A 19,957-nucleotide genomic window follows, 5' to 3' on the forward strand; every position below is an offset into this window, starting at 1 on the left:
CGGCGGTTCACAGGACGTTCCACGAGGTGAGGGCGTCGAGCAGGCCGTCGGTCAGCGGGAGGACGGCCAGGTCCGCGGGGGCGCACCAGCGCGCGGCGGCGGCGTCGTCGCCGGGCGTGAGCGTTCCCGCGTCCACGGTGGCCAGGTAGTCGCGGATGACGTAGACGGCTCCTGCGGGCCCCGGCCGCTCGACCGCGCCCACCAGCGGGCCGACGGTCACCACCAGACCCGTCTCCTCCATCACCTCCCGCCTCAGCGCGGCGGCGTCGCTCTCACCCGCCTCCACCCTGCCGCCCGGAACCGACCAGAGCCCCTCGCCGGGCGGATGCCCCCGCCTGATGAGCAACAGCCGCCCCGCGCCGTCCAGGATGATCGCGCCCACACAATTTACGTGCACATGGCCAAGATTACGGCCGGATAACGGCCAGTGCCCTTGACGGATGGGGCCCTCGCGACGCACCGTGAGTAGCTGTGAGAGCGGCTCCAACCTGTCCACGGTGTTTCGGCCCGCTTCATGCACCGAGTGCGTGGTCCAGCGCGTGGCGCTGTGGCGCGCATGGCGATGTCCTGCCCTTCCAGTCGCTGCCGCCGTCCTCCGCGGGTTACACCTCGGTACGGCAGAGCACGGTCGTCCCCGTCTGGCTGCCGTGGCCGCTGCCATCCGGCTGGCTCGTGACGGGCTTCGGCGAGGCGGGAGACGATCGCACCGGCGCACGAGCGAGCCTGGTCGCGCTGGCCGGCCCTTCGGTCACGCTCGGACCCACCGACCTGTTGATCATCGCAGAGGAACCAGGCGTCGGCCTGGGCGCGTCCTTCGCGGGCCTCGACGGCCCCGACCCCGGCGGGGGCTTCGACGAGGGTCCCCCGAACGCCAAGATCGACGTCCTCGGCCACCCGACCGCCCTGTGGTGCGTCGCCGGTCCCGCCGATCGCGCGATCTACGCGGGCGAGGCGCTCGGCAACTGGATCTGGGCGATCTGCTGGCCCGCGGAGGCGGGCTGCCTGATCGCCCTGACCGAGCTCAGCCTGCGCGACCTGCGCGACAACGACCAGGATCTCGACCTGCCCTACGGCGCGTTCTCTCCCAGACTCACGGGTTAACATCGTGGTCGGTCCCCCCACCCGAAGCTGGGGGGACAGGTGTTCGACGTCAGGTTCTTCGTCGAGGCTTTCGTCACGATGTTCGTCATCGTGGACCCGCCTGGCGTCATCCCGCTGTTCCTGGCCTACACCGGCGGACGCACCCCGGCCGAACGCAGGCGCATCGCCTGGCAGGCGGCGGTCACGGCGTTCTGCCTGATCGTGGTCTTCGCCGTCTTCGGCCAGGCGATCCTGCGCTACCTGCACGTCGAGGTGGCCGCCATGCAGATCGCCGGCGGCCTCCTGCTGCTCCTCGTCGCGCTCGAACTCCTGCGCGGCACCACCGAGCCCCAGGCGGGCAGCGTCAAGTCGAACGTGAACGTGGCACTGGTGCCCCTCGGCACCCCGCTGCTGGCAGGACCGGGCGCCATCGTCGCCACCATCGTCTTCGCCCAGCAGGCCGAGACGGTGAACGGCGGCATCCTCGCGCTGGGCCTGGCCATCGCCTCGGTGCACGTGGTCCTGTGGCTGTTCATGCGCTTCTCGGTGAGCATCATCAGGGTCATCAAGGAGAACGGCGTCGAGCTCGTCACCCGCATCGCGGGCCTCCTGCTGGCGGCTCTCGCCGTCCAGCTCATCATCACCGCCATCCGCGCCCTGGTCGCCGAGGGCTGACCCCGCGCCCCAGAAACCTCAGCCCCCGTCAGACGGACGTGCCGGCCCACCCGTGCGGCCTCGGCTGCCGTCAGACGGGCTCCGCCGCGCGTCCTCGGATCCCCCCGAAAGAGGCCCGGCCGCCGGTGGACGGGAGGGGCGCCGGTGACGTTCTGGAGAAAGAGGCGTGGAAGCAGAGGGAATACGCCCCCCTGTTGGCGATAGGGTGGCGACGTGGTAGCGCGTATCGAGCGAGTCGTGACCGAGGGCACCGTCGACATCGACGGCACCGAGCACAAGGTCGAGAACAACACCTGGATCGTGGGAGACGACGACGAGGTCATCGTCATCGACCCGGCGCGTGACGCCGAGAAGATCCTTGAGCAGGTCGGCGAGCGGGAGGTGCTCGCCGTCATCTGCACGCACGGCCTGCCCGACCACGTCGGCGCGGCCATCGAGGTGGCCAGCAGGGACGAGTCGGTGGTCGCCCTGCACCCCAAGGACAAGCCGATCTGGCGCGAGACGTGGTCGGAGACCTGGCCCGACATCGAGATGGAGGACGAGGGCGTCTTCGGCGTCGCCGACGTCCGCCTCGAGGTCCTCGAGACTCCCGGCATCACGATGGGCGGCGTCAGCCTCTACTCCGAGGAGCTGGAGGCGGTCTTCACCGGCAAGTCGCTGCAGGCCGACGGTCCCGGCAAGCTCGGCGGTGAGTACCCCGCCCTCGCCGACCAGCTGACCTCCATCGGCGGCAGGCTGTTCACGCTGCCAGGCGCCACGAGGGTGCTGCCCAACCAGGGCGAGGAGACCACGGTCGGCGACCTCGAGCCGCACTTCGACGACTGGGTGTCGGGCTCGCTGACCCGCGAGGCGCCTCCCGAGTCGCCGCTGACCGACGGCACGGGCGCGGCCGGCATCCGGCTGAACCTGGGCGACCAGTAGGTGCTGGAGCAGCTCCCGCTCGAGGGCATGCCGCGACGGCTCTATTCGTGCACGCCGTCGCGGCTCAACTCATGGCTCGACTGCCGAAGGCGCTACCGCTTCTCCTACCTCGACAGGCCGCAGCCGCAGAAGGGGCCCGCCTGGGCCCACAACAGCATGGGCGCGAGCGTGCACAACGCGCTGGCGGCCTGGTGGCGCGAGCCGTACAACCGCAGGACCCCCGCGATGGCGAGCATCCTGCTCACCAACGGGTGGATCTCCGAGGGGTTCAGGGACGCCGAGCAGTCCACGCGCTGGCGTGACCACGCCCGCGGGCTGGTGTCCGGCTACGTCGAGACCCTCGACCCCGCCGACGAGCCCGTCGGCGTCGAGCGCACGGTGGCCACGCGCACCAAGACCATCGCGGTGTCGGGGCGCATCGACCGTCTCGACCGGCGTGGGGACGAGCTGGTCGTGGTCGACTACAAGACGGGCCGCCGCCCGCTGACCCAGGACGACGCCCGCGGCTCCCTGGCGCTGGCCATCTACGCGATCGCCGCCTCGCGGGTGCTGCGCACGCCCTGCCACACCGTCGAGCTGCACCACCTGCCGACCGGCGAGGTCGTCGAGTGGGAGCACACCGACGAGTCGCTCGGCCGCCATCTGGGCAGGGCCGAGGAGGTCGCGCTCGAGGCCGGCGAGGCCGACGAGCGTTACAGGGCGGGCGACACCGAGACGCCCTTCCCGCCGAGCCCCGGCCCGCTCTGCTCGTGGTGCGACTTCAGGCGGCACTGCCCCGAGGGCCGTACGGCCGCGCCCGACAAGCTCCCTTGGGACGCCCTCTCCGACCCGAGCTGACCCGTGGACGGCTCCAGGACGGGCCGTACGCTCCACGCGTCAGGCGGCGCGGCGCCCCTCGACGGTCGACGGCCACCGCCTCGGGTCGGTCAGCCCCTTGAGCCCCTTGCTCAGGTCGTAGCCCGCCGCCGTCAGACGCCTCCTGGAAGCGGCCAGCATGTCCCTGGTGGGCTGGGCGAAGGCCAGGTCGTGCACGGGCTCGGGCAGCGCGTTGCAACCCAGCCTGAAGGCTCTCAGGGCCGCGGTGACCGTCGAGCGCGGCACCTCGGGCAGCGTGCCGTACAGGTCTCTGGCCCAGTCGGGAAGCGAGTAGTAGCACAGCGCGCCGAAGGGGAAGTAGGCGGGTTTGCCGGGGGAGAGCCTGCGCAGCTCGGGTGGGAGCCTCGGCCACAGCAGGAAGCGCACGGTGGCCGCAGACTCGTCGATGACCCTGAGCCTGGGCCGCATGTGCTCGAAGTAGGCGTCCATCTCGGCCCGCGAGCCAGGCACGTCCTCGAGGTGCAGACCGACGTAGGTCGCGCTCCTGCGCTGCTCGCGCAGGTACCGGTCGGCCTGCCTGTCGCTCAGGCCGAGCCCGCCGCGCCTGGCCACCTCCAGGTAGGACGACACCTCGGCGCAGTGCACCCAGAGCAGCAGTTCGGGATCGTCCACGCGGTGCGTCCTGCCGCCGTCGGTGATGCGCAGGCTGCGGTGGATGCCGCGGACCCTGCGTCCGATCTCGTCGGCCTCCTGCGGGCTGCCGAACGTGACCCTGCCCACGAAGTCCGCGGTACGGCGCAGCCGCCCGAACGGGTCGTCCTGGAAGGTGGAGTTCTGCCAGACGCCCAGCATCGCCAGCGGGTGCAGCGCCTGCAGCATGAGACCCCGCACGCCGCCCACCCACATGGCGCGGTCGAGGTGGACCAGCCAGGTGACGGTCTGGGGCGGCTGGACGACGATCTCTTCGATGCTCGCCATGATGATCTCCCACTCGAGCCGCTCGAGCTACTCCGGTCTGGGGGTCCGGGGGCCGGCAGTAAGTGAATCATTACATGGCATTGGACCAGTTGTCTAAAAGGTGGGCTTCCTGGTCTCCGCGGCGTTCCAGAACCTGGTCAGCGCGGCGGCCGTCGTCTCGGGCGCCTCGACGGCCGGCGAGTGGACCGCGCCGGGGACCACCACGGCCTCGGCGCCCAGGCGCTCGGCCATCTCCGCCTGCACCTCGGGGGGCCAGCCGTCGTCGTGCTCGCCGTACAGCACCAGGGTGGGCACCTCGATCTGCCTGAGCTCGTCGGTGCGGTCGGGCTGGTCGAGCACCTGCTCGGCCATCGTCGCCAGGCCCGTGGGGTTGTTGGCGAACAGCCGCTTGCGCAGGAAGGACACGATCTCGTCGGGCACGCCGCCCGACAGCGCCTCGGGCTCGTAGCGGGTGATCCACACGTGTTCGAGGCCGAGCTCGGGCAGTTCGAGCATGATGGCTCTGCCCGCCTGCTCGCGGCGGCCCACGATGCCCGAGGGGCCCGAGCTCATCAGCGTGAAGGAGGCGAACTTGGTGCGGCCGTCGATGACCGCCTCGCGCGTGACGAGCCCGCCGAAGGAGTGCCCGACCAGGTGGACGGGGCCACCCTCGCCGATGGCCATCGCGATCGCGTCGACGTCGTTGCCCAGCGCGGGGCAGGTGTAGGCGGTCGGGTCGTCAGGTCCCTGCGTCTCGTACTGGCCGCGCATGTCGATGGCGGTGACCTTGCGGTTGGCCGCGGCCAGGGTCTGCATGATGGCGAGGAAGTCTTCCTTGCTGCCGGTGAGGCCAGGGACCAGCAGGGCGGGCAGTCGCTCGATGACACCGCTGAGCGGACTGGCCTCGAGGGCCGCGAAAGAGCCCTGGTGCGTCTCGATCTGAACCTCGACGACGCCAGGTGGCAGGGACAGGAATCGCGGCGTACTCACGTAAGGCAACAATACCCAGAGGTCAGGGTGGGAACACCCGCATGCGGAACGAGCAAGGCGCGGGCCCCGAGAACGGGACCCGCGCCTCACCTGCGGAGACTCAGCGGCGGCGGTTGCCGCCGCCGTTGCCGCCGCCGTAGCCGTTGCTCTGGCCACCGCCGTGTCCGCCGTTGCCGCCGCCGGTGCGCGGACGGCGGCGCTGCTGCTGCCGCTCGGTCGCGGCCGAAGGGGCGATCTCGTCGTCGTCGGTCGCGAGGTCGGGCGACTGGAAGATCACCGTGAACGCGTTCGGCGGGACGATCCGCTCAGGCTCCCTGCGGACAGGGGGCGGGGGGCTGGCCAGGAAACCAGGCTCCTCGGCGGGCGCCTCGGCGCGGTGGTTGTTCCTGGTGATGGTCTGCTCGTCGCTCACGGAGGAGAGCGCCCCTTCCAGTGCCTCGGAGGACGCGCCCCTACGGGTGCGGGTCCGCCTGGACGGCTGCTCGGCGGCCGCCTCGATCTCCTCGGGGGAGATGATGGCGGGTGTGTCGTCGGTCCTGCGGGAGCGCCTGCGCATGGGCTCCTCCTCCGGCGCGATGGTCGATGTGGTGTCCTCTGCGGGCTCGGTCGCCACGTCCTGCCTCGCGACCACCCGGCGCGTGGTGGTCCTGCGCGAGGTGGAACGGTCGGAGGCGGGCTTCCGCGAGGTGGCCTCGTCCGAAACCGGCGGCGTGGAGGCGGGCTCCGTCGCAAGGGGCTCGGACGAGATGGGCTCCGTCGAGACGGGCCCCGTCGTCACAGCCTCTACCGCGAGGGGAGCGTCCGAAACCGGCTCCACCGAAACCGGCTCCACCGAAACCGGGTCGTTCGCGACGGGCTCCGCCACGAGCTCGTCCTCGGCGCGGCCGCCGCGGGTGCGACGGCGCTGGCGCGGGGCGCGGGCGGGACGCGGCTCGCGCTCGCGCTCCTCCTTGTCCTTGCGGCCACGCGAACGCGACCTGCCGGTCTCTCCGAGGTCCTCGATCTCCTCGGCGTCCAGGCCCGCCCTGGAACGGGCCGCGCGCGGCAGCACGCCCTTGGTGCCCGCGGGGATGCTCAGCTCGGCGTAGACGTGCGGCGAGGTGGAGTAGGTCTCCTCCGGCTCCGCGAAGTCGAGCCCGAGCATGTTGTTGATCATCTTCCAGCGGGTCAGCTCCTCCCACTCGACGAAGGTGACCGAGATGCCCGTCTTGCCTGCCCGGCCCGTACGGCCGACGCGGTGGACATAGGTCTTGTCGTCGGTGGGAGCGTCGTAGTTGACCACGTGGGTGACGTCGTCGATGTCGATGCCGCGAGCCGCGACGTCGGTGGCGACGAGCACGTCGATCTTGCCGTTGCGGAAGGCGCGCAGTGCCTGCTCACGCTGGCCCTGGCCCAGGTCGCCGTGGACGGCCGCGACCGCGAAGCCGCGGGTGTCGAGCTGCTCGGCGACCATGTCGCAGGCCCGCTTGGTCTCGCAGAAGACCATCGTGAGCCCGCGGCCGTCGGCCTGCAGCAGGCGACCGAGAATCTCGATCTTGTCCATCCTGTGCACGCGCCAGACGAGCTGACGCACCTGCGGGGTGGTCTCGCCCTCGCCGTTGTCCATCTCGGCGCGCACGTGGGTGGGGCGGTTGAGGTACTTGCGCGACAGCGAGACGATCTCGCCTGGCATGGTCGCGGAGAACAGCATCGTCTGCCGCTCATCGGGGATGAGCTTGAAGATGCGCTCGATGTCGGGCAGGAAGCCGAGGTCCATCATGCGGTCGGCCTCGTCGAGGACGAGCATGGTGACCTGCGAGAGGTCGAGGTGCTTCTGCTTGACCAGGTCGAGCAGGCGCCCTGGCGTGCCGACGATGACGTCGACGCCCGCCTTGAGAGCCTGGACCTGCGGCTCGTAGGCGCGACCGCCGTAGACGGTCAGGACCCTCGAGCCGAGCTTGCCCGCGGCGGTGACGAGGTCCTCGGAGACCTGTACTGCCAGCTCGCGGGTGGGCACGACGACGAGGCCGCGTGGCTTCTTGCGGTTCTTGCGTGGCTTGCCGATGCTCTGCAGCATCGCGATGCCGAACGCGTAGGTCTTGCCCGTTCCTGTGCGGGCCTGACCGATGAGGTCCTGGCCCGAGAGGGCGAGCGGGAGCGCCATCTCCTGAATCGGGAACGGCGTGGTGATGCCCTCGGTCTCGAGGGCATCGGCGATCTCTGGTGTGACTCCGAGGTCTCGGAAAGTCGTCAGCGTGGCCTGCCTCAGTCTCAAATGAAGGCGGGCCTGCCGGGACCATCGGGCGGAATCATCCCGTGCCTGGGTCCTCGCGGTAGAGCCAGCCCTCGCGCGTCATCAGCGACCGCAGGCCCGGAGTGGGGGTTAGCGGGAGCGAATCTCCCGGATTAACACTGTGCGGTCGCACTTTCACAGAGCAGTGTACTCGATACCACAACGCGGACCGAGTTTCATTATGTTCCCGAAGTACGCTGCCACCATGACAGAATCCCCTGGCGTCGTCGACCTCCTCGGCGTTCTGGCCTATGCCGAGCTCAGCGCGTTCCTCAGGCTGGCGGAGGACGCCGCGCATCTGGCCCCCACGCTGACCGACAGAGCCGTGCTCGGCGAGCTGGCGGTGGCGGAGTACGCGCACTTCGAACTCCTGCGTGACAGGCTGCTCTCGCTCGGCGCCGACCCCGACAAGGCGATGTCGCCGTTCGTCGAGGCGCTCGACGAGTGGCATCTGAAGACTACGCCAGGCGACTGGCTGGAGGCTCTGGTCAAGGCGTACGTCGGCACGGGGATCGCGCTCGACTTCTACAGGGAGGCCGCCAGGCACCTCGACCCCGCCATCGCCGACCTGGTCGACGAGGTGCTGATGGACGAGGGGCGCTCCGCCTTCGCCGTGGAGCGGGTGCGCGCGGCTGTCGAGGCCGACCCCACGCTCACGGGCCGGCTGGCGCTGTGGGCCAGGCGGCTGGTGGGTGAGGCGCTCAGCCAGGGTCAGCGGGTGGCCGCCGTCCGCCCCGAGCTGGCCCAGTTGCTCGTGGAGGCGGTGCCCGACGACCAGGCCGAGATCTCCCGCCTGTTCGCGAGACTGACGGAGGAGCACGGCAAACGCATGGCCGCCTTGGGCATCTGACGGCGCGAGAGGCGAATCGGTTGTAGCGTGCCAGGCATGAGGGCCTCGCGCCGCAACGGCAGTTCCTTGAGCAGATGTGGGCCGAACCGCTGGACACCGCGTGCCGCGCTGCGAAGGGGCAGCGCGGGTTGTCCGACCATCGAAGCGAGCAGAGCCGAGAGCCCCGGCGAGCGCCGCCCTCTCGGCTGCTCGCTCGGCCGGCGACGCGCCTGCGGCTGATCCGCGCTCCAAGGGGGTACGGCAGGCGGCCGCACCCCCCGGCGAGCGAGAGCTACATGGTGCCGCCGAAACCGACGGGCCTCGACTCGTCCTCACCCATCTCGATGAAGCCCAGCGAGGCGACCGGCACGATGACGCGCCTGCCCTTGACGTCGGTGATGGCGAAGACACCCCGGTCGGCGGCCAGCGCGTTTCTGATCTCCTCCTCGACCTGATCGGCCGAGAGGTCGGTCTCCACAACGAGCTCGCGGTGCACGGAGCGCACACCGATCTTGATTTCCATCGTGCTCCCTTTCGACGGGCCAGCTCTCCCCATCGTCGCCGCTCATGGGCAGAAGGAGGACATTGATCGCGCCCAGCGAACGCGGTTATGCCGTACGCGGAAAACCGCTGATGCCGCGCCAGGCCAGCCTGGCCATGAGCTGCTCGGCGGCGTCCTTCGGGATGGAGCCGTGCTGGGTGATCCAGTAGCGGGCGCTGACCTCGGCCATGCCGACCAGCCCGACACCCAGCAGGTGCGCCTCCTCGCTGGAGCAGCCGGTGTCCTCCTGGATGACCTGGCTGACCATCTCGGCGCACTCGCGCAGCGACCGCTCGACGCGCTGCCGCACAGGGGCGACGTTGCGCAGGTCGGACTCGAAGACGAGCCTGAACGCCTCACCCTGGCTGGAGACGAAGTCGAAGAAGGCGCGGAAGGTGGCCTGCACCCTGAGCTTGTTCTCGTGGGTGGAGGCCAGCGCGTCGCGCACCCTGCTGACCATGTCGTCGACGTGCAGGTCGAGCAGCGCCAGGTAGAGCTCGAGCTTGCCGGGGAAGTGCTGGTAGAGCACCGGCTTGCTGACGCCCGCACGGTCGGCGATCTCGTCCATGGCGGCGGCGTGGTAGCCGTTCTCGACGAACACTTCCTGCGCGGCGCTGAGGAGCTGACGCCTGCGGGCGAGCCTGGGCAGCCGGGTGCCCCGGGGCTTGGCGTCCGGGGTCGCGGTCATGATCGCTCCTTCACAGCGCCGAAGACAGGTCACGCTGCCTGGTCAACAGCAGCTCTTGCGGGCCCATCCTACGCGTGGGTAACCAGGTCAGCGGTAGTCATCGTCATCATCGTCGCCCACGGTGCGGTCCTGCTCGAAAGCGTCGGCCGGATCGACGTCGATAGGGAGCTCGCGCCGCACGCCGCCCTCTTCACGCAGCAGGCGCTGCTGCTCGGCCGCGTCGGCCTCGGGCGCCTCGATCGAGAGCTCCTCTGGCTCGAACACGATGTCCTCCATCTCCGACATTCCTGTCCCCTCCCTTAGCCGAACGTGCTCCCACCTTACGCCTGAGCGAACAGGTCTCCATGGTCATCCACCCTGGCCAGCACGTCGGCCGCGGTGAACACCAGCTCGTCGGGGCTCTCGCACGCCTCGACCTCCTCCCAGAGCAGCGGAGTCGAGACCGTGGGGCGGGACCTGGCGCGCAGGGAGTAGGGGGCGACGGTGGTCTTGGCCGGGTTGTTCTGGCTCCAGTCGATGAACACCTTGCCGGGTCTGAGCTTCTTGGTCATCACGCTGATGATCTGGCGCGGATGCTCCTTCTCCAGCCGCTGGGCGAGCGAGCGGGCGTAGTCGGAGGGCTCGACCCTGTTGTCCCACGGCGCGTAGAGCTGCATGCCCTTGTTGCCGCTGGTCTTCGGCGTGACGGTCAGGCCGTCCTCGGCCAGCACCTCGCGGATGTGCACGGCCACCCTGCAGCAGTCGACGATCGTGGCGGGCGCGCCCGGGTCGAGGTCGAGCACGAGCAGATCGGGCGGCAGCGCCTCGCCGTCCTTGGAGACCCGCCACTGCGGCACGTGGAGCTCCAGCGCGGCGAGGTTGGCGTAGTAGGCCAGGGTGGCCAGGTCCTCGACGATCGCGAACTCGATGGTCTCGCGGTTCTTGGTGCTGCCCGGCACGGGAAGCGTCACGCGGCGCACCCACGAGGGCGTGTGCTGAGGGGCGTTCTTCTCGAAGAAGAACGCGCCGTCTACGCCGTTGGGGTAGCGCTTGACGGTCAGCGGCCTGCCCTGGAGGTGAGGGAGCAGCACGGGGGGCGACGCGGCTGTAGTAGTCGATGACCTCCGCCTTGGTGAACCCGTACTCCGGATAGAGGACCTTGTCCAGGTTGCTGAGCGTCAGCTCGCGTCCGTCCACCTTGACGGGAACCTTCACAGCGTCACCTCTGCCGGTACCTTGTCCGCCCTGAGGCCGCGCCATACCGGGTGCCGCAGCCTGCGGTCGTGTGTCCACATGGTGTAGGCCACCTCCCCGACCAGCTCGGGTCTAACCCACCTGTTGCGGCCTCCCACCTCGTTGGTGAAGGGGCTGCGCGGGATCGTCAACGGCTCGAGCACGCCGAGCAGGTGAGCGAGCGCCGCGTCGGTGAACCCGGTGCCGATGTGCCCGACGTGGACGAACCCCTCCTCGGTGAACACCCCCGCCAGCAGGGAGCCGATCCCTCCCTCGCGGCGTCCCTTGCCCGGCTTCCACCCGCCGATCACCACCTCGCGGGTGTCGTGGTGCTTCACCTTGATCCACCAGGGCGTGCGCACCCCCGGCCGGTACGGCGAGTCGAGCCGCTTGGCGATCACCCCCTCCAGCCCCTGGTCGAGCGTGGCGGCCAGCAGGTCGGTGTCGCAGGGGAAGACCGGGGGCGCGCCGATGTCGAGGTCGTCGAGCAGCGCCCTCCTGTCCCTGTACGGCAGGTCGAACAGGGCGATCCCACCGAGGTGCAGCAGGTCGAACGGTAAGAAGGTGATCGGGAAGCGGCGCATCATGGCGGGGGAGGGGTCGGGCAGGTGCATCCGCCGCTGCAGCCCCTGGAAGCTGGGCCGTCCGCCGGGCCCGAGCACCACGAGCTCGCCGTCGACGATCGCGCGGTCGAGGCCGAAGCCCGCAGCGCTCTCGCAGACCTCGGGATAGCGCCTGGTGTAGTCGGCGCCGTGCCTGCCGTTGACCCTGCAGGCGCCGCCTTCGAGGTGGACGAGCGCTCTGATGCCGTCCCACTTCACCTCCAGCCCGTACTCCTCGCGATCTGCCGGTAACTCCCCAGGTACGGCCAGCATCGGTTCGACCGGATATGGCATCGGATCGCCCATGCCGGGTATGTGCCCATGAGGTGAGCCGCTATTTCTCTTTGGAGTGCCCATGCGCAGCATCTGGAAGGGTGCGATCTCCTTCGGGCTGGTAACGATCCCGGTGAAGCTCTATTCGGCCACCGAGCAGAAGGACGTCACTTTCCACCAGGTGCACCGCGAGGACGGCGGGCGGATCCGCTACAAGCGGGTGTGCACGATCGACGGCGAGGAAGTGCCGTACTCCGACATCGCCAAGGGATACGAGCTGGCCACGGGTGAGATCGTGGTGCTCACCGACGAGGACTTCGAGGACCTGCCGCTGACCACCTCGCGCAGGATCGACGTGCTGCAGTTCACGCCGGCCGACCAGATCGACCCCATCTACTTCAACAAGACCTACTACCTGGAGCCCGACGCGCAGGGCGCCAAGCCGTACGTGCTGCTGCGCGACGCGCTGGAGAGCTCGGGTCAGGTCGCGGTGGTCAAGGTCGCGCTGAGGCAGCGCGAGTCGCTGGCCACGCTGCGCGTCCGCGAAGGAATCTTCGTCCTGGAGACGATGCTCTGGCCCGACGAGATCCGCGCCCCCGAGTTCGGCTTCCTCGAAGAGGACATCGAGGTGAGGACGCAGGAGCTGAAGATGGCCGAGTCGCTGATCACCACGATGGTCGCCGACTTCGATCCCGCCGAGTACCACGACGCCTACCGCGAGGCCCTGCAGCAGGTGATCGAGGCGAAGGTGGCCGGCAAGGAGGTCATCGCCGCCCCCGCCGGTGAGGAGGAGGCGGGTCCCGCCGTCGACCTCATGGCCGCCCTTCGGGCGAGCGTCGAGGCCGCCAAGAAGGAGCGCGGCACCTCGGCCAAGAAGGAGCCGAAGAAGAAGGCGCGCAAAACGGCCTGAGGAAAAGCCGGGGACAGGGAAAAGCGGGGGCCGGCTCGGCTTCTTCGCCGGTCCGGCCCCCGCCCTCGGGTAATCGCGGGTACTTCTCGTCGCCCGTCAATTACCCGGTCGATCGCTCACTGTCGGCGGCTCACCAGTTGCCGTGGTGTCCGCCGTGCAGGAAGCTCTCCGCGTGGCGGATCTTGGCACAGCCATTCACCCTGCGGTACCTCACGTGCCCGGTGTGGTTGTTGATCCGGATCTTGGTGCGATTCAGGCGGTGCTCCCACGGCGCGCAGCGGCGGTGGCCCCACCCCCAGTGCCCCCCGCCGTTCGCGAAGGTGCTGGTGCCGGCAGCGACGGTGGTGCCGGCGGCGGCGGCCGAGGTCATGGCGCCGACGCCGACGACGCCACCGGTGAGTGCGGTGCTGAGTGCGATCGCAGCCGCGAGCTTCTTGATGTTAGGCATTGTCTTTTCCCCCTGAGGCATTTGGTGTGCCTTCTTTGATACTCGCCGTTTCGGGCGAAATATCTCGGTTGGCCGCAAAGCCATCCTGGTTGTGATGGTTTCCTGGCCATTGATGACACAAACGACGAATGCCCGGTTTTACCGGATGCCTATGCCTTCATTGCATTGATTAAATAGTTATTCGCGAAGTATGTGATAGTTGGCGGCATATGTCCGAAATAGGAGAAGGGGGTGTTAGGGGGCGGATCCATGCCGAGCAGCGCGTTATCGTCAAGGAAACGGAAGGGGGACGAACGGTGACCGAACCCATCGAGCACTGGCCAGGACGCATGCTCGGCGATGTGCACGTGCGCTCGACGCCTGAAGGAACGGCGGCCGAGCAGGCGGTCTTCGTGCACGGCCTGGCGGGCTCGGCGACCAACTGGACCGACCTCATGGGCGAGCTGCGCGACCTGGTCACGGGCCATGCCATCGACCTGCCCGGCGCGGGCTACTCCCCGGCTCCGGAGGACGGCGACTACTCCCTGTCCGCGCACGCCCGCGCGGTCATCGCGCTGATGGAGCACACGGGCTCCGCCCACCTGTTCGGCAACTCGCTGGGCGGCGCGGTCGCCGTCTCCGTCGCGGCCACCCGGCCCGACCTGGTGCGCTCGCTCACGCTCATCTCGCCCGCGCTGCCCGACCTCCTCCCCAGGTACGGCCCCGCCCGCGTGGCCGCCGCCGCCACGCCCAGGCTGGGGGAGTGGGTGGCCGACCGGCTGCGCTTCCTGCCCCCCGAGCAGCGCATCAACGCCTCGTTCGCCATGTGCTACGCCGACGCCTCCCTCGTCCACCCCTCAAGGCTCCGCGAAGCGGTCGAGGAACTGCGCAGGCGGGACGGCCTGCCGTACGCGGGGAGGGCGCTGATCGGCTCGGCGCGGGGGATCGTGGCGGAGTACCTCAGGCTGGGCGAGCAGAACCTGTGGCGTCAGGCCGCCAGGGTCACCGTGCCCACGCTGGTCATCCACGGCCGCAGGGACCGCCTCGTCAGACCCGCCACCGCGCGCCGCGCCCTGCGGACCTTCCCGCAGGTCAGGCTGGTTCTGCTGCGAAATGCCGGACATGTCGCCCAGATGGAGGTGCCAGCCGCCGTGGCCGCCGAGGCCCGCCGTCTGATCCTTGAGACGCGATTGGGGAATGCCTCACTGCCCGGCTAGGTTTCAAGGGAGATAGGACCCCTAATCGGGAGCGTAGAACTGTGTCGTTGCCACCTCTGGTCGAGCCGGCCGCCGAGCTGACCGTCGATGAAGTGCGCCGCTACTCGCGTCACCTGATCATTCCCGACGTGGGCATGGCCGGGCAGAAGCGGCTGAAGAACGCCAAGGTGCTGTGTGTCGGCGCGGGCGGCCTGGGTTCGCCCGCGCTGATGTACCTCGCGGCGGCGGGCGTGGGCACGCTGGGCATCATCGACTTCGACGTCGTTGACGAGTCCAACCTCCAGCGCCAGATCATCCACGGCCAGTCGGACGTGGGCAGGCCCAAGGCCGAGAGCGCCGCGGCGACAGTCAGGGAGATCAACCCGCTGGTCGACGTCGTCATCCACAACACGGCGCTGACGACAGAGAACGTGATGGAGATCTTCTCCGGCTACGACCTCATCGTCGACGGCACCGACAACTTCGCCACGCGGTACATGGTCAACGACGCGGCCGTGCTGCTCGGCAAGCCGTACGTCTGGGGCTCCATCTACCGCTTCGACGGCCAGGCGAGCGTCTTCTGGGCCGAGCACGGCCCCTGCTACCGCTGCCTCTACCCCGAGCCCCCGCCTCCCGGCATGGTGCCCTCGTGCGCCGAGGGCGGCGTCCTGGGCGTCCTGTGCGCCTCGATCGGCTCCATCCAGGTCAACGAGGCCATCAAGCTGCTCACCGGCATCGGTGACCCGCTCGTCGGCCGTCTGATGATCTACGACGCCCTCGAGATGAAGTACCGCGACGTCAAGGTCCGCAAGGACCCCGAGTGCGTGCTCTGCGGCAAGAACCCGACGGTCACCGAGCTGCTCGAGGACTACGAGGCGTTCTGCGGCACGATCTCCGACGAGGCCGCCGAGGCCGCCTCCGGCTCGACGATCACGGCCCAGGAGCTCAAGGCGATGCAGGACAGCGGCGAGGACATCTTCCTCATCGACGTCCGCGAGCAGAACGAGTACGAGATCGTCTCGATCCCGGGCGCGACGCTGATCCCCAAGGGCGAGTTCCTGAACGGCTCGGCCCTGGAGAAGCTGCCCCAGGACAGGCGCATCGTGCTCCACTGCAAGTCGGGCGCCCGCTCGGCCGAGGCGCTGGCGATCGTGAAGAACGCCGGCTTCTCCGACGCCGTCCACGTGGGCGGAGGCGTGCTCAGCTGGGTCAAGACCGTCGACCCCAGCCTGCCCAGCTACTGACGACATCGAAGGCCACACACGACAGGGCACCGCGGCGCGGTGCCCTGTCGTGTCGCCTCGACAAGTCGCGCGGCGACGGCCGGGAACCCTTCCTCGTCAGGGGCCGTGGCCACCGGGCGACCAGTGTGTACTTCAGGAAGCGCGACCTCACCAGGCAAAGCTTCACACCCCACTCCTGTCGGATAGGGGGCTGCCACCCGGCCTTCCGCATTAGGGTCGAGTGGTGAGCAAAAGACGCGCATGGCCCGCCGTGGTCGTGACGTCCGCGTTGGCGCTGATCTGCGCGATCACCGCGGGCATCGCGGCCAGTGCGGCGGGCGCCGAGCTCACTCGGGGCCCGACGCAGGCGGAGCTGGAGCGGGCGGCGAAACGGGAGGTCGCCGACCGCTGGCGCAGCTGGCCCGCCGGACGGATCTTCCCCGCCACCCTGGCCTACTACGCGGAGCAGGGTGGCGAGGAGCGGGCGCGCCGGGTGGGCATCTCCACGACGACCGACTGCGCGGGCGCGGTGGACAAGAAGGCCGGGACCGCACTGCGCAGGGCGGGGTGCAGGGCCGTGCTCAGGGCCACCTACCTCGACGCGCTGCAGGGCGTGGTCGTGACCGTTGGCGTGGTCGCGCTGCCTGACGAGCTGCGGGCCGTACGGGCCAAGAAGGTCTTCTCCGCCTCGGGCAAGCCCGTGCCCGGCATTCGCCCGATGGCCTTCGCCGGCACGGTCACCGACCGGTTCACCGCGGCGGGCCGCCAGGCGGGGTCGGTACGGCAGGCGGGGCCCTACCTCGTGCTGACGACCGCGGGACAGGTGGACGGACGCCCCGCGCGAGCGGTCGGCGAGCAGCGGCCCGCGGTGTTCTCCTTCGCCGCCGACCTCGGCGAGCACGTTCTGACCGAGCTGAGCACCCCGCGCATGCCCGAATGCGGCGTCAAGGGGTGGCAGTGCTGAGGCGGGCGGCTCTCGCGACGGCGGTGGTGCTGCTGGTGACGCCGCCCGCGCACGCCGACGAGGTGCGCGCCAGCCAGCAGCAGGTGATCAAGACCCTGCGACTGCCGCAGGCGTGGAAGACGACCATGGGCGAGGGCGTGACGGTCGCCGTCCTCGACTCGGGGGTCGACCCAGGCCACCGTGACCTGGTGGGCTCGGTGAGCGTCGGCACCGACTACACCCAGGGCGCCAACCCCGCGGGCGTGGCGCCGCTGCGGCTGCACGGCACCTACATGGCCTCCCTCATCGCCGGCCACGGCCACGGACCGGGGAACGACGACGGCGTCATCGGGGTCGCGCCCCGCGCCAGGATCCTGTCCGTCAGGGTGATCCTCGAGGAGGAGGAGCCCGGGTTCGGCCAGTTCAACACCGCCAAGCGCTATGAGGACGTGGTGGCCAAGGGCCTCAGGTACGCCGTCGACCAGGGCGCACAGGTGGTCAACATGTCGATCTCCAAGGAGCTGGCCACCCAGGAGGAGCGCGAGGCCGTCCGTTACGCGATCTCCAAGGGGGTCGTGCTGGTGGCCGCCGCGGGGAACGACGGCGCCCGCAAACCCGCGGCCAGCGGCTTCGCGCCCTATTCCTATCCCGCCGCCTTCCCAGGGGTGGTCTCGGTGGCCGCCACCGACAGCGGGCTGCGCCGTGCCTCCTTCTCCAACTGGAATCCGTCGGTGCTGCTGGCCGCGCCGGGCGTCGACATCCTGGGAGCGGGCCCCGGCGACGAGTACTGGGTCGGCAGGGGCACCTCGCAGGCCAGCGCGCTGGTGTCGGGGGTCGCCGCGCTCATCAAGGCCAAGTACCCCCGCATGTCGCCCGCGATGGTGTCCCAGGCCCTCACCAGGGGCGCCTCACAACGGCCCTCGGGCGGGTACGACACGGGCACCGGGTTCGGCGTCGTCAACGCGGAGGGAGCGCTCGCCGAGGCGGCGAAACTGTCCAGGCACACGCTCACCGCCAAGGGGGACGACAGCCACGACCCCGCCCGTTCGCTCGGCGTGGCGGCGGGACCCGTGCAGGTCATCCACCGCGACCACCGGCGCGTGGCGGTCTACGGCTCCATCGCCGCCGCCGCGGCCGTCGCCGCGCTCACCGCCGTGCTGGTTCTGGCCGCCCTGGTCAGGCGGGCACGCAGGGCGGACAATCCCCAGGACGCATGATCCGCGCCCTTAGGGGGACGAATTACGTAGGAGAAACGCGCGAAACGGGACATCAGTGTCCCGGAACGCGTCGCCGACCGAGTGAGTGAGGAGCGGTGGGGGACACGTCAGGGCGGGCTCGCAGGCGGCCGGTGTCCGGGCTGCCCCGAACCGGGCAGGTGGCGAAGGGCGGATCCCCGCTCGGCGCCCCTGTGACCCGGCGCTCCCGCGTGCGCTCCTGGCCGGCGGCCTCGGGACGCACGAACCTCCAGGCGGCAAGGGAGCGCGCCGAGCGGGCGGCACTCGAGCAGGGCGTCCGGTTTCGCACCGTCTTCCTCACCATTCTCGGCGCGATCGTGACGCTGTCCGCGGTCGTGGTGCTCCTCGGCACGGTCGGTCTCATCGCCGAGACCAGGTCCAGGCCCCTCACGGTCGCCGAGCAGACCCGCTACAAGCAGGAGGAGATCGCCAGGCGGTGGCAGGCGTGGCCGACCACGGGAGTCTTCCCCGAGGAGGTCGCCTACCAGGGGCTCGACGAGGCCCAGCAGTACGCCAGGAGGGTCGGCATCGCCCCTGAGAGCACGTGCGCGGCGGCGGTCGACAACGCGGTGGGGCAGGTCCTCGAGGAGCACGGCTGCCTGACGATGCTGCGCGCCACCTACATCGACCAGAGCGCGATGTTCATGTTCACCGTGGGTGTGGCGGTGCTCAAGGACGAGGAGTCCAGGGTGGCGGCCACCGAGGCCCTGTCGGTCGACGACAGGGTGGGGGTGCTGCCCGTCGCCTTCCCCGGCACCGTGACCGAGCGCTTCGGCCTCGACCAGCGCCAGCGCAACGGCTGGGTGGGCGCGGGGCCCTACATCGTCTTCTCCGCCGCGGGCTACACCGACGGCCGCACCCGCGCCGCCGTGCCGGCCGAGGAGATCCTGCACAGCGAGCTGTGGCCGGCCGCCAGGTCCGTCGGCGGCCAGATCGCCTTCTTCCTCGCGGAGCCGCCCAAGGCGCCGCGTTGCACCCAGGGGAACGCGTGCTGACCGCCGTCAGGTCGATGCTGGCGGCCGCCGTGCTGCTGTACGGCACAGCCGCGCCGCCCGACCGCGAGCAGCAGGAGTGGGTGCTGACCGCGATAAACGCCGAGCAGGCCTGGACGGTCAGCAAGGGCGAGGGCGTCACGGTCGCGGTGGTCGACAGCGCCGTGGCGCCGCAGGCCCCTGGGCTCAAGGGCAAGGTGACGGTCGCCCCTGACATGACCACCTCGAGCATCGACAGGGAGAGCGTCGCCCCCGGCGACCACGGCACCGCGATGGCCGGGCTCATCGCCGCCTCGGGGGAGAAGGGCGGCTTCGTCGGCGTCGCCCCGCGCTCCCGCATCCTGTCGGTGCCGATCACTGTGGACGAGCCGCTCGGCGGCGGCGCCGTCCCGCCTGAGCAGGACGCGGAGTCGATGAGGGAGAGCCCGCTGGCCAGGGCGATCCGCTACGCCACCGACCGCGGCGCCAAGGTCATCAGCATGTCGATCGGCACGTACGGCGTGCGCAAATCCGAACGCGAGGCCGTCACCTACGCCCTCGGCAGGGGTGTGGTGCTCGTCGCCGCCGTCGGCAACGACGGCCAGGGGCGCTACGCCACCTCCAACGGCACCTCCTACTGGAGCTTCCCCGCCGGCTACCCGGGCGTGATCGGTGTGTCGGCGATCGACAGGCAGGGCAAGCGGGCCGCCTTCAGCAGCGACAACCTCTCTGTCATGATCGCCGCGCCCGGCGTCGACGTGCCCGTCGTGAACGCGGACGGCGAGCTCGGCACCAGCAAGGGCACCAGCGCCGCGGCCGCGCTGGTCTCAGGGGTCGCCGCCCTGATCAAGTCGCGCCATCCGAACCTGCCTCCCGAGCAGGTGGCCCAGGCCATCTCGGGCAGCGCCCGCGCCCGTCCCTCCACCGGCTACGACGAGAAGGTCGGGTTCGGAGTGGTGGACGCGGCCGCCGCTCTCGCCAGGGCGGGCGAGCTGGTCGGTCAGCAGCGCGGCGTCGCCGTCCCCGACGGCCAGCACTTCGGCGAGGGGGAGAAGGCGCCGCTGCCCTCGCCCCCTGGGCCGAGCCCGTGGCGGATGTGGCTGTTCGGCGGTGGCGTGCTGCTGGCGTTGGTAGCGTTCGGCGGCGCCGTCACGCTGCTGAGCCAGCGAACCCGCCGAAACTGATCACGATCGTGG

General features: G+C 70.2%; 22 protein-coding genes. 12 read left to right on the forward strand and 10 right to left on the reverse strand.

Going from position 1 to position 19,957, the window contains the following annotated elements; genetic code table 11:
- Nucleotides 1-7 precede the first annotated feature (7 nt).
- The gene (locus ABFX55_RS42540) at nt 8-397 is read right to left on the reverse strand and encodes an NUDIX hydrolase (protein ID WP_346129202.1); all 390 of its coding nucleotides are present in this window, start codon (nt 395-397) and stop codon (nt 8-10) included.
- A gap of 74 nt (nt 398-471) precedes the next feature.
- Between ABFX55_RS42540 and ABFX55_RS42545 the strand changes: the two genes are divergently transcribed.
- The 4 genes from ABFX55_RS42545 (at nt 472) to ABFX55_RS42560 (ending at nt 3,513) form a co-directional block, all read left to right on the forward strand.
- Nucleotides 472-1,101 carry a DUF6758 family protein gene (locus tag ABFX55_RS42545; RefSeq protein ID WP_346129204.1) on the forward strand — a complete coding sequence of 210 codons (630 nt, stop codon included), beginning with the start codon at nt 472-474 and terminating at the stop codon, nt 1,099-1,101.
- Nucleotides 1,102-1,140: 39 nt separating this feature from the next.
- Complete coding sequence (locus tag ABFX55_RS42550; RefSeq protein ID WP_346129205.1) at nt 1,141-1,755, forward strand: MarC family protein; 615 nt, start codon at nt 1,141-1,143, stop codon at nt 1,753-1,755.
- A gap of 237 nt (nt 1,756-1,992) precedes the next feature.
- On the forward strand, nt 1,993-2,676 hold the full coding sequence (locus ABFX55_RS42555) for an MBL fold metallo-hydrolase (RefSeq protein WP_344843721.1): 684 nt from the start codon (nt 1,993-1,995) through the stop codon (nt 2,674-2,676).
- 3 nt (nt 2,677-2,679) lie between these two features.
- Entirely contained in the window at nt 2,680-3,513 is an 834-nt protein-coding gene (locus tag ABFX55_RS42560) for a RecB family exonuclease (protein WP_379479067.1), read from the forward strand.
- 39 nt (nt 3,514-3,552) lie between these two features.
- On the opposite strand, the gene ABFX55_RS42565 is transcribed toward ABFX55_RS42560, so the two are convergent.
- From ABFX55_RS42565 to ABFX55_RS42575, 3 genes are all read right to left on the reverse strand, one after another.
- Nucleotides 3,553-4,470, reverse strand: a complete 918-nt coding sequence (locus tag ABFX55_RS42565; protein ID WP_346129209.1) for an oxygenase MpaB family protein — start codon at nt 4,468-4,470, stop codon at nt 3,553-3,555.
- 93 nt (nt 4,471-4,563) lie between these two features.
- Nucleotides 4,564-5,439: an alpha/beta fold hydrolase gene (locus ABFX55_RS42570; RefSeq protein ID WP_346129211.1), complete on the reverse strand. Its 876-nt coding sequence runs from the start codon at nt 5,437-5,439 to the stop codon at nt 4,564-4,566.
- A gap of 100 nt (nt 5,440-5,539) precedes the next feature.
- The gene (locus ABFX55_RS42575; RefSeq protein WP_346129212.1) at nt 5,540-7,582 is read right to left on the reverse strand and encodes a DEAD/DEAH box helicase; all 2,043 of its coding nucleotides are present in this window, start codon (nt 7,580-7,582) and stop codon (nt 5,540-5,542) included.
- A 334-nt stretch (nt 7,583-7,916) separates the two neighbouring features.
- Here ABFX55_RS42575 and ABFX55_RS42580 point away from each other — a divergent pair, with 334 nt between their 5' ends.
- Nucleotides 7,917-8,561, forward strand: a complete 645-nt coding sequence (locus tag ABFX55_RS42580; RefSeq protein WP_346129213.1) for a ferritin-like fold-containing protein — start codon at nt 7,917-7,919, stop codon at nt 8,559-8,561.
- 271 nt (nt 8,562-8,832) lie between these two features.
- On the opposite strand, the gene ABFX55_RS42585 is transcribed toward ABFX55_RS42580, so the two are convergent.
- The 5 genes from ABFX55_RS42585 to ligD (ABFX55_RS42605) form a co-directional block, all read right to left on the reverse strand.
- Nucleotides 8,833-9,063 (reverse strand): DUF3107 domain-containing protein, encoded by a 231-nt coding sequence (locus ABFX55_RS42585; RefSeq protein WP_183655650.1) that lies wholly within the window; start codon nt 9,061-9,063, stop codon nt 8,833-8,835.
- Between the two features lie 85 nt (nt 9,064-9,148).
- Nucleotides 9,149-9,769 carry a TetR/AcrR family transcriptional regulator gene (locus ABFX55_RS42590; RefSeq protein WP_183655652.1) on the reverse strand — a complete coding sequence of 207 codons (621 nt, stop codon included), beginning with the start codon at nt 9,767-9,769 and terminating at the stop codon, nt 9,149-9,151.
- Nucleotides 9,770-9,856: 87 nt separating this feature from the next.
- Nucleotides 9,857-10,045 carry a hypothetical protein gene (locus tag ABFX55_RS42595; protein WP_246452247.1) on the reverse strand — a complete coding sequence of 63 codons (189 nt, stop codon included), beginning with the start codon at nt 10,043-10,045 and terminating at the stop codon, nt 9,857-9,859.
- A gap of 44 nt (nt 10,046-10,089) precedes the next feature.
- Complete coding sequence (gene ligD, locus ABFX55_RS42600) at nt 10,090-10,839, reverse strand: non-homologous end-joining DNA ligase (protein ID WP_346129215.1); 750 nt, start codon at nt 10,837-10,839, stop codon at nt 10,090-10,092.
- Between the two features lie 120 nt (nt 10,840-10,959).
- Nucleotides 10,960-11,856, reverse strand: a complete 897-nt coding sequence (gene ligD, locus ABFX55_RS42605) for a non-homologous end-joining DNA ligase (RefSeq protein ID WP_346129217.1) — start codon at nt 11,854-11,856, stop codon at nt 10,960-10,962.
- An 82-nt stretch (nt 11,857-11,938) separates the two neighbouring features.
- Here ligD (ABFX55_RS42605) and ku point away from each other — a divergent pair, with 82 nt between their 5' ends.
- Nucleotides 11,939-12,766, forward strand: a complete 828-nt coding sequence (ku, locus tag ABFX55_RS42610; protein WP_346129219.1) for a non-homologous end joining protein Ku — start codon at nt 11,939-11,941, stop codon at nt 12,764-12,766.
- Between the two features lie 130 nt (nt 12,767-12,896).
- On the opposite strand, the gene ABFX55_RS42615 is transcribed toward ku, so the two are convergent.
- Nucleotides 12,897-13,214, reverse strand: a complete 318-nt coding sequence (locus tag ABFX55_RS42615) for a hypothetical protein (protein ID WP_346129220.1) — start codon at nt 13,212-13,214, stop codon at nt 12,897-12,899.
- 296 nt (nt 13,215-13,510) lie between these two features.
- Here ABFX55_RS42615 and ABFX55_RS42620 point away from each other — a divergent pair, with 296 nt between their 5' ends.
- The 6 genes from ABFX55_RS42620 (at nt 13,511) to ABFX55_RS42645 (ending at nt 19,945) form a co-directional block, all read left to right on the forward strand.
- Nucleotides 13,511-14,410, forward strand: coding sequence for an alpha/beta fold hydrolase (locus tag ABFX55_RS42620; RefSeq protein WP_346129222.1), 900 nt, complete (start codon nt 13,511-13,513; stop codon nt 14,408-14,410).
- A gap of 41 nt (nt 14,411-14,451) precedes the next feature.
- Complete coding sequence (gene moeZ / locus ABFX55_RS42625; RefSeq protein ID WP_346129224.1) at nt 14,452-15,633, forward strand: adenylyltransferase/sulfurtransferase MoeZ; 1,182 nt, start codon at nt 14,452-14,454, stop codon at nt 15,631-15,633.
- A 223-nt stretch (nt 15,634-15,856) separates the two neighbouring features.
- Complete coding sequence (locus tag ABFX55_RS42630; RefSeq protein WP_346129226.1) at nt 15,857-16,576, forward strand: hypothetical protein; 720 nt, start codon at nt 15,857-15,859, stop codon at nt 16,574-16,576.
- The gene (locus ABFX55_RS42635; protein WP_346129228.1) at nt 16,570-17,772 is read left to right on the forward strand and encodes a S8 family serine peptidase; all 1,203 of its coding nucleotides are present in this window, start codon (nt 16,570-16,572) and stop codon (nt 17,770-17,772) included. Before ABFX55_RS42630 ends, ABFX55_RS42635 begins: the two co-directional genes overlap by 7 nt.
- 95 nt (nt 17,773-17,867) lie before the next feature.
- Nucleotides 17,868-18,785 (forward strand): hypothetical protein, encoded by a 918-nt coding sequence (locus tag ABFX55_RS42640; RefSeq protein ID WP_346129229.1) that lies wholly within the window; start codon nt 17,868-17,870, stop codon nt 18,783-18,785.
- Nucleotides 18,779-19,945 carry a S8 family serine peptidase gene (locus ABFX55_RS42645; protein WP_346129231.1) on the forward strand — a complete coding sequence of 389 codons (1,167 nt, stop codon included), beginning with the start codon at nt 18,779-18,781 and terminating at the stop codon, nt 19,943-19,945. Before ABFX55_RS42640 ends, ABFX55_RS42645 begins: the two co-directional genes overlap by 7 nt.
- The last annotated feature ends 12 nt before the right edge of the window (nt 19,946-19,957 follow it).

It is taken from the genome of Nonomuraea roseola (assembly GCF_039535395.1).
Lineage (GTDB): Bacteria > Actinomycetota > Actinomycetes > Streptosporangiales > Streptosporangiaceae > Nonomuraea > Nonomuraea roseola.

Excerpts from the sequence above, each read along its gene's own strand:
- ku (WP_346129219.1), top strand. The coding sequence starts at position 11,939 with ATGCGCAGCATCTGGAAGGGTGCGATCTCCTTCGGGCTGGTAACGATC.
- ABFX55_RS42585 (WP_183655650.1), bottom strand. The coding sequence starts at position 9,063 with ATGGAAATCAAGATCGGTGTGCGCTCCGTGCACCGCGAGCTCGTTGTG.
- ligD (WP_346129217.1), bottom strand. The coding sequence starts at position 11,856 with ATGCTGGCCGTACCTGGGGAGTTACCGGCAGATCGCGAGGAGTACGGG.
- ABFX55_RS42575 (WP_346129212.1), bottom strand. The coding sequence starts at position 7,582 with ATGGCGCTCCCGCTCGCCCTCTCGGGCCAGGACCTCATCGGTCAGGCC.
- ABFX55_RS42595 (WP_246452247.1), bottom strand. The coding sequence starts at position 10,045 with ATGGAGGACATCGTGTTCGAGCCAGAGGAGCTCTCGATCGAGGCGCCC.
- ABFX55_RS42590 (WP_183655652.1), bottom strand. The coding sequence starts at position 9,769 with ATGACCGCGACCCCGGACGCCAAGCCCCGGGGCACCCGGCTGCCCAGG.
- ABFX55_RS42615 (WP_346129220.1), bottom strand. The coding sequence starts at position 13,214 with ATGCCTAACATCAAGAAGCTCGCGGCTGCGATCGCACTCAGCACCGCA.
- ABFX55_RS42565 (WP_346129209.1), bottom strand. The coding sequence starts at position 4,470 with ATGGCGAGCATCGAAGAGATCGTCGTCCAGCCGCCCCAGACCGTCACC.
- ABFX55_RS42580 (WP_346129213.1), top strand. The coding sequence starts at position 7,917 with ATGACAGAATCCCCTGGCGTCGTCGACCTCCTCGGCGTTCTGGCCTAT.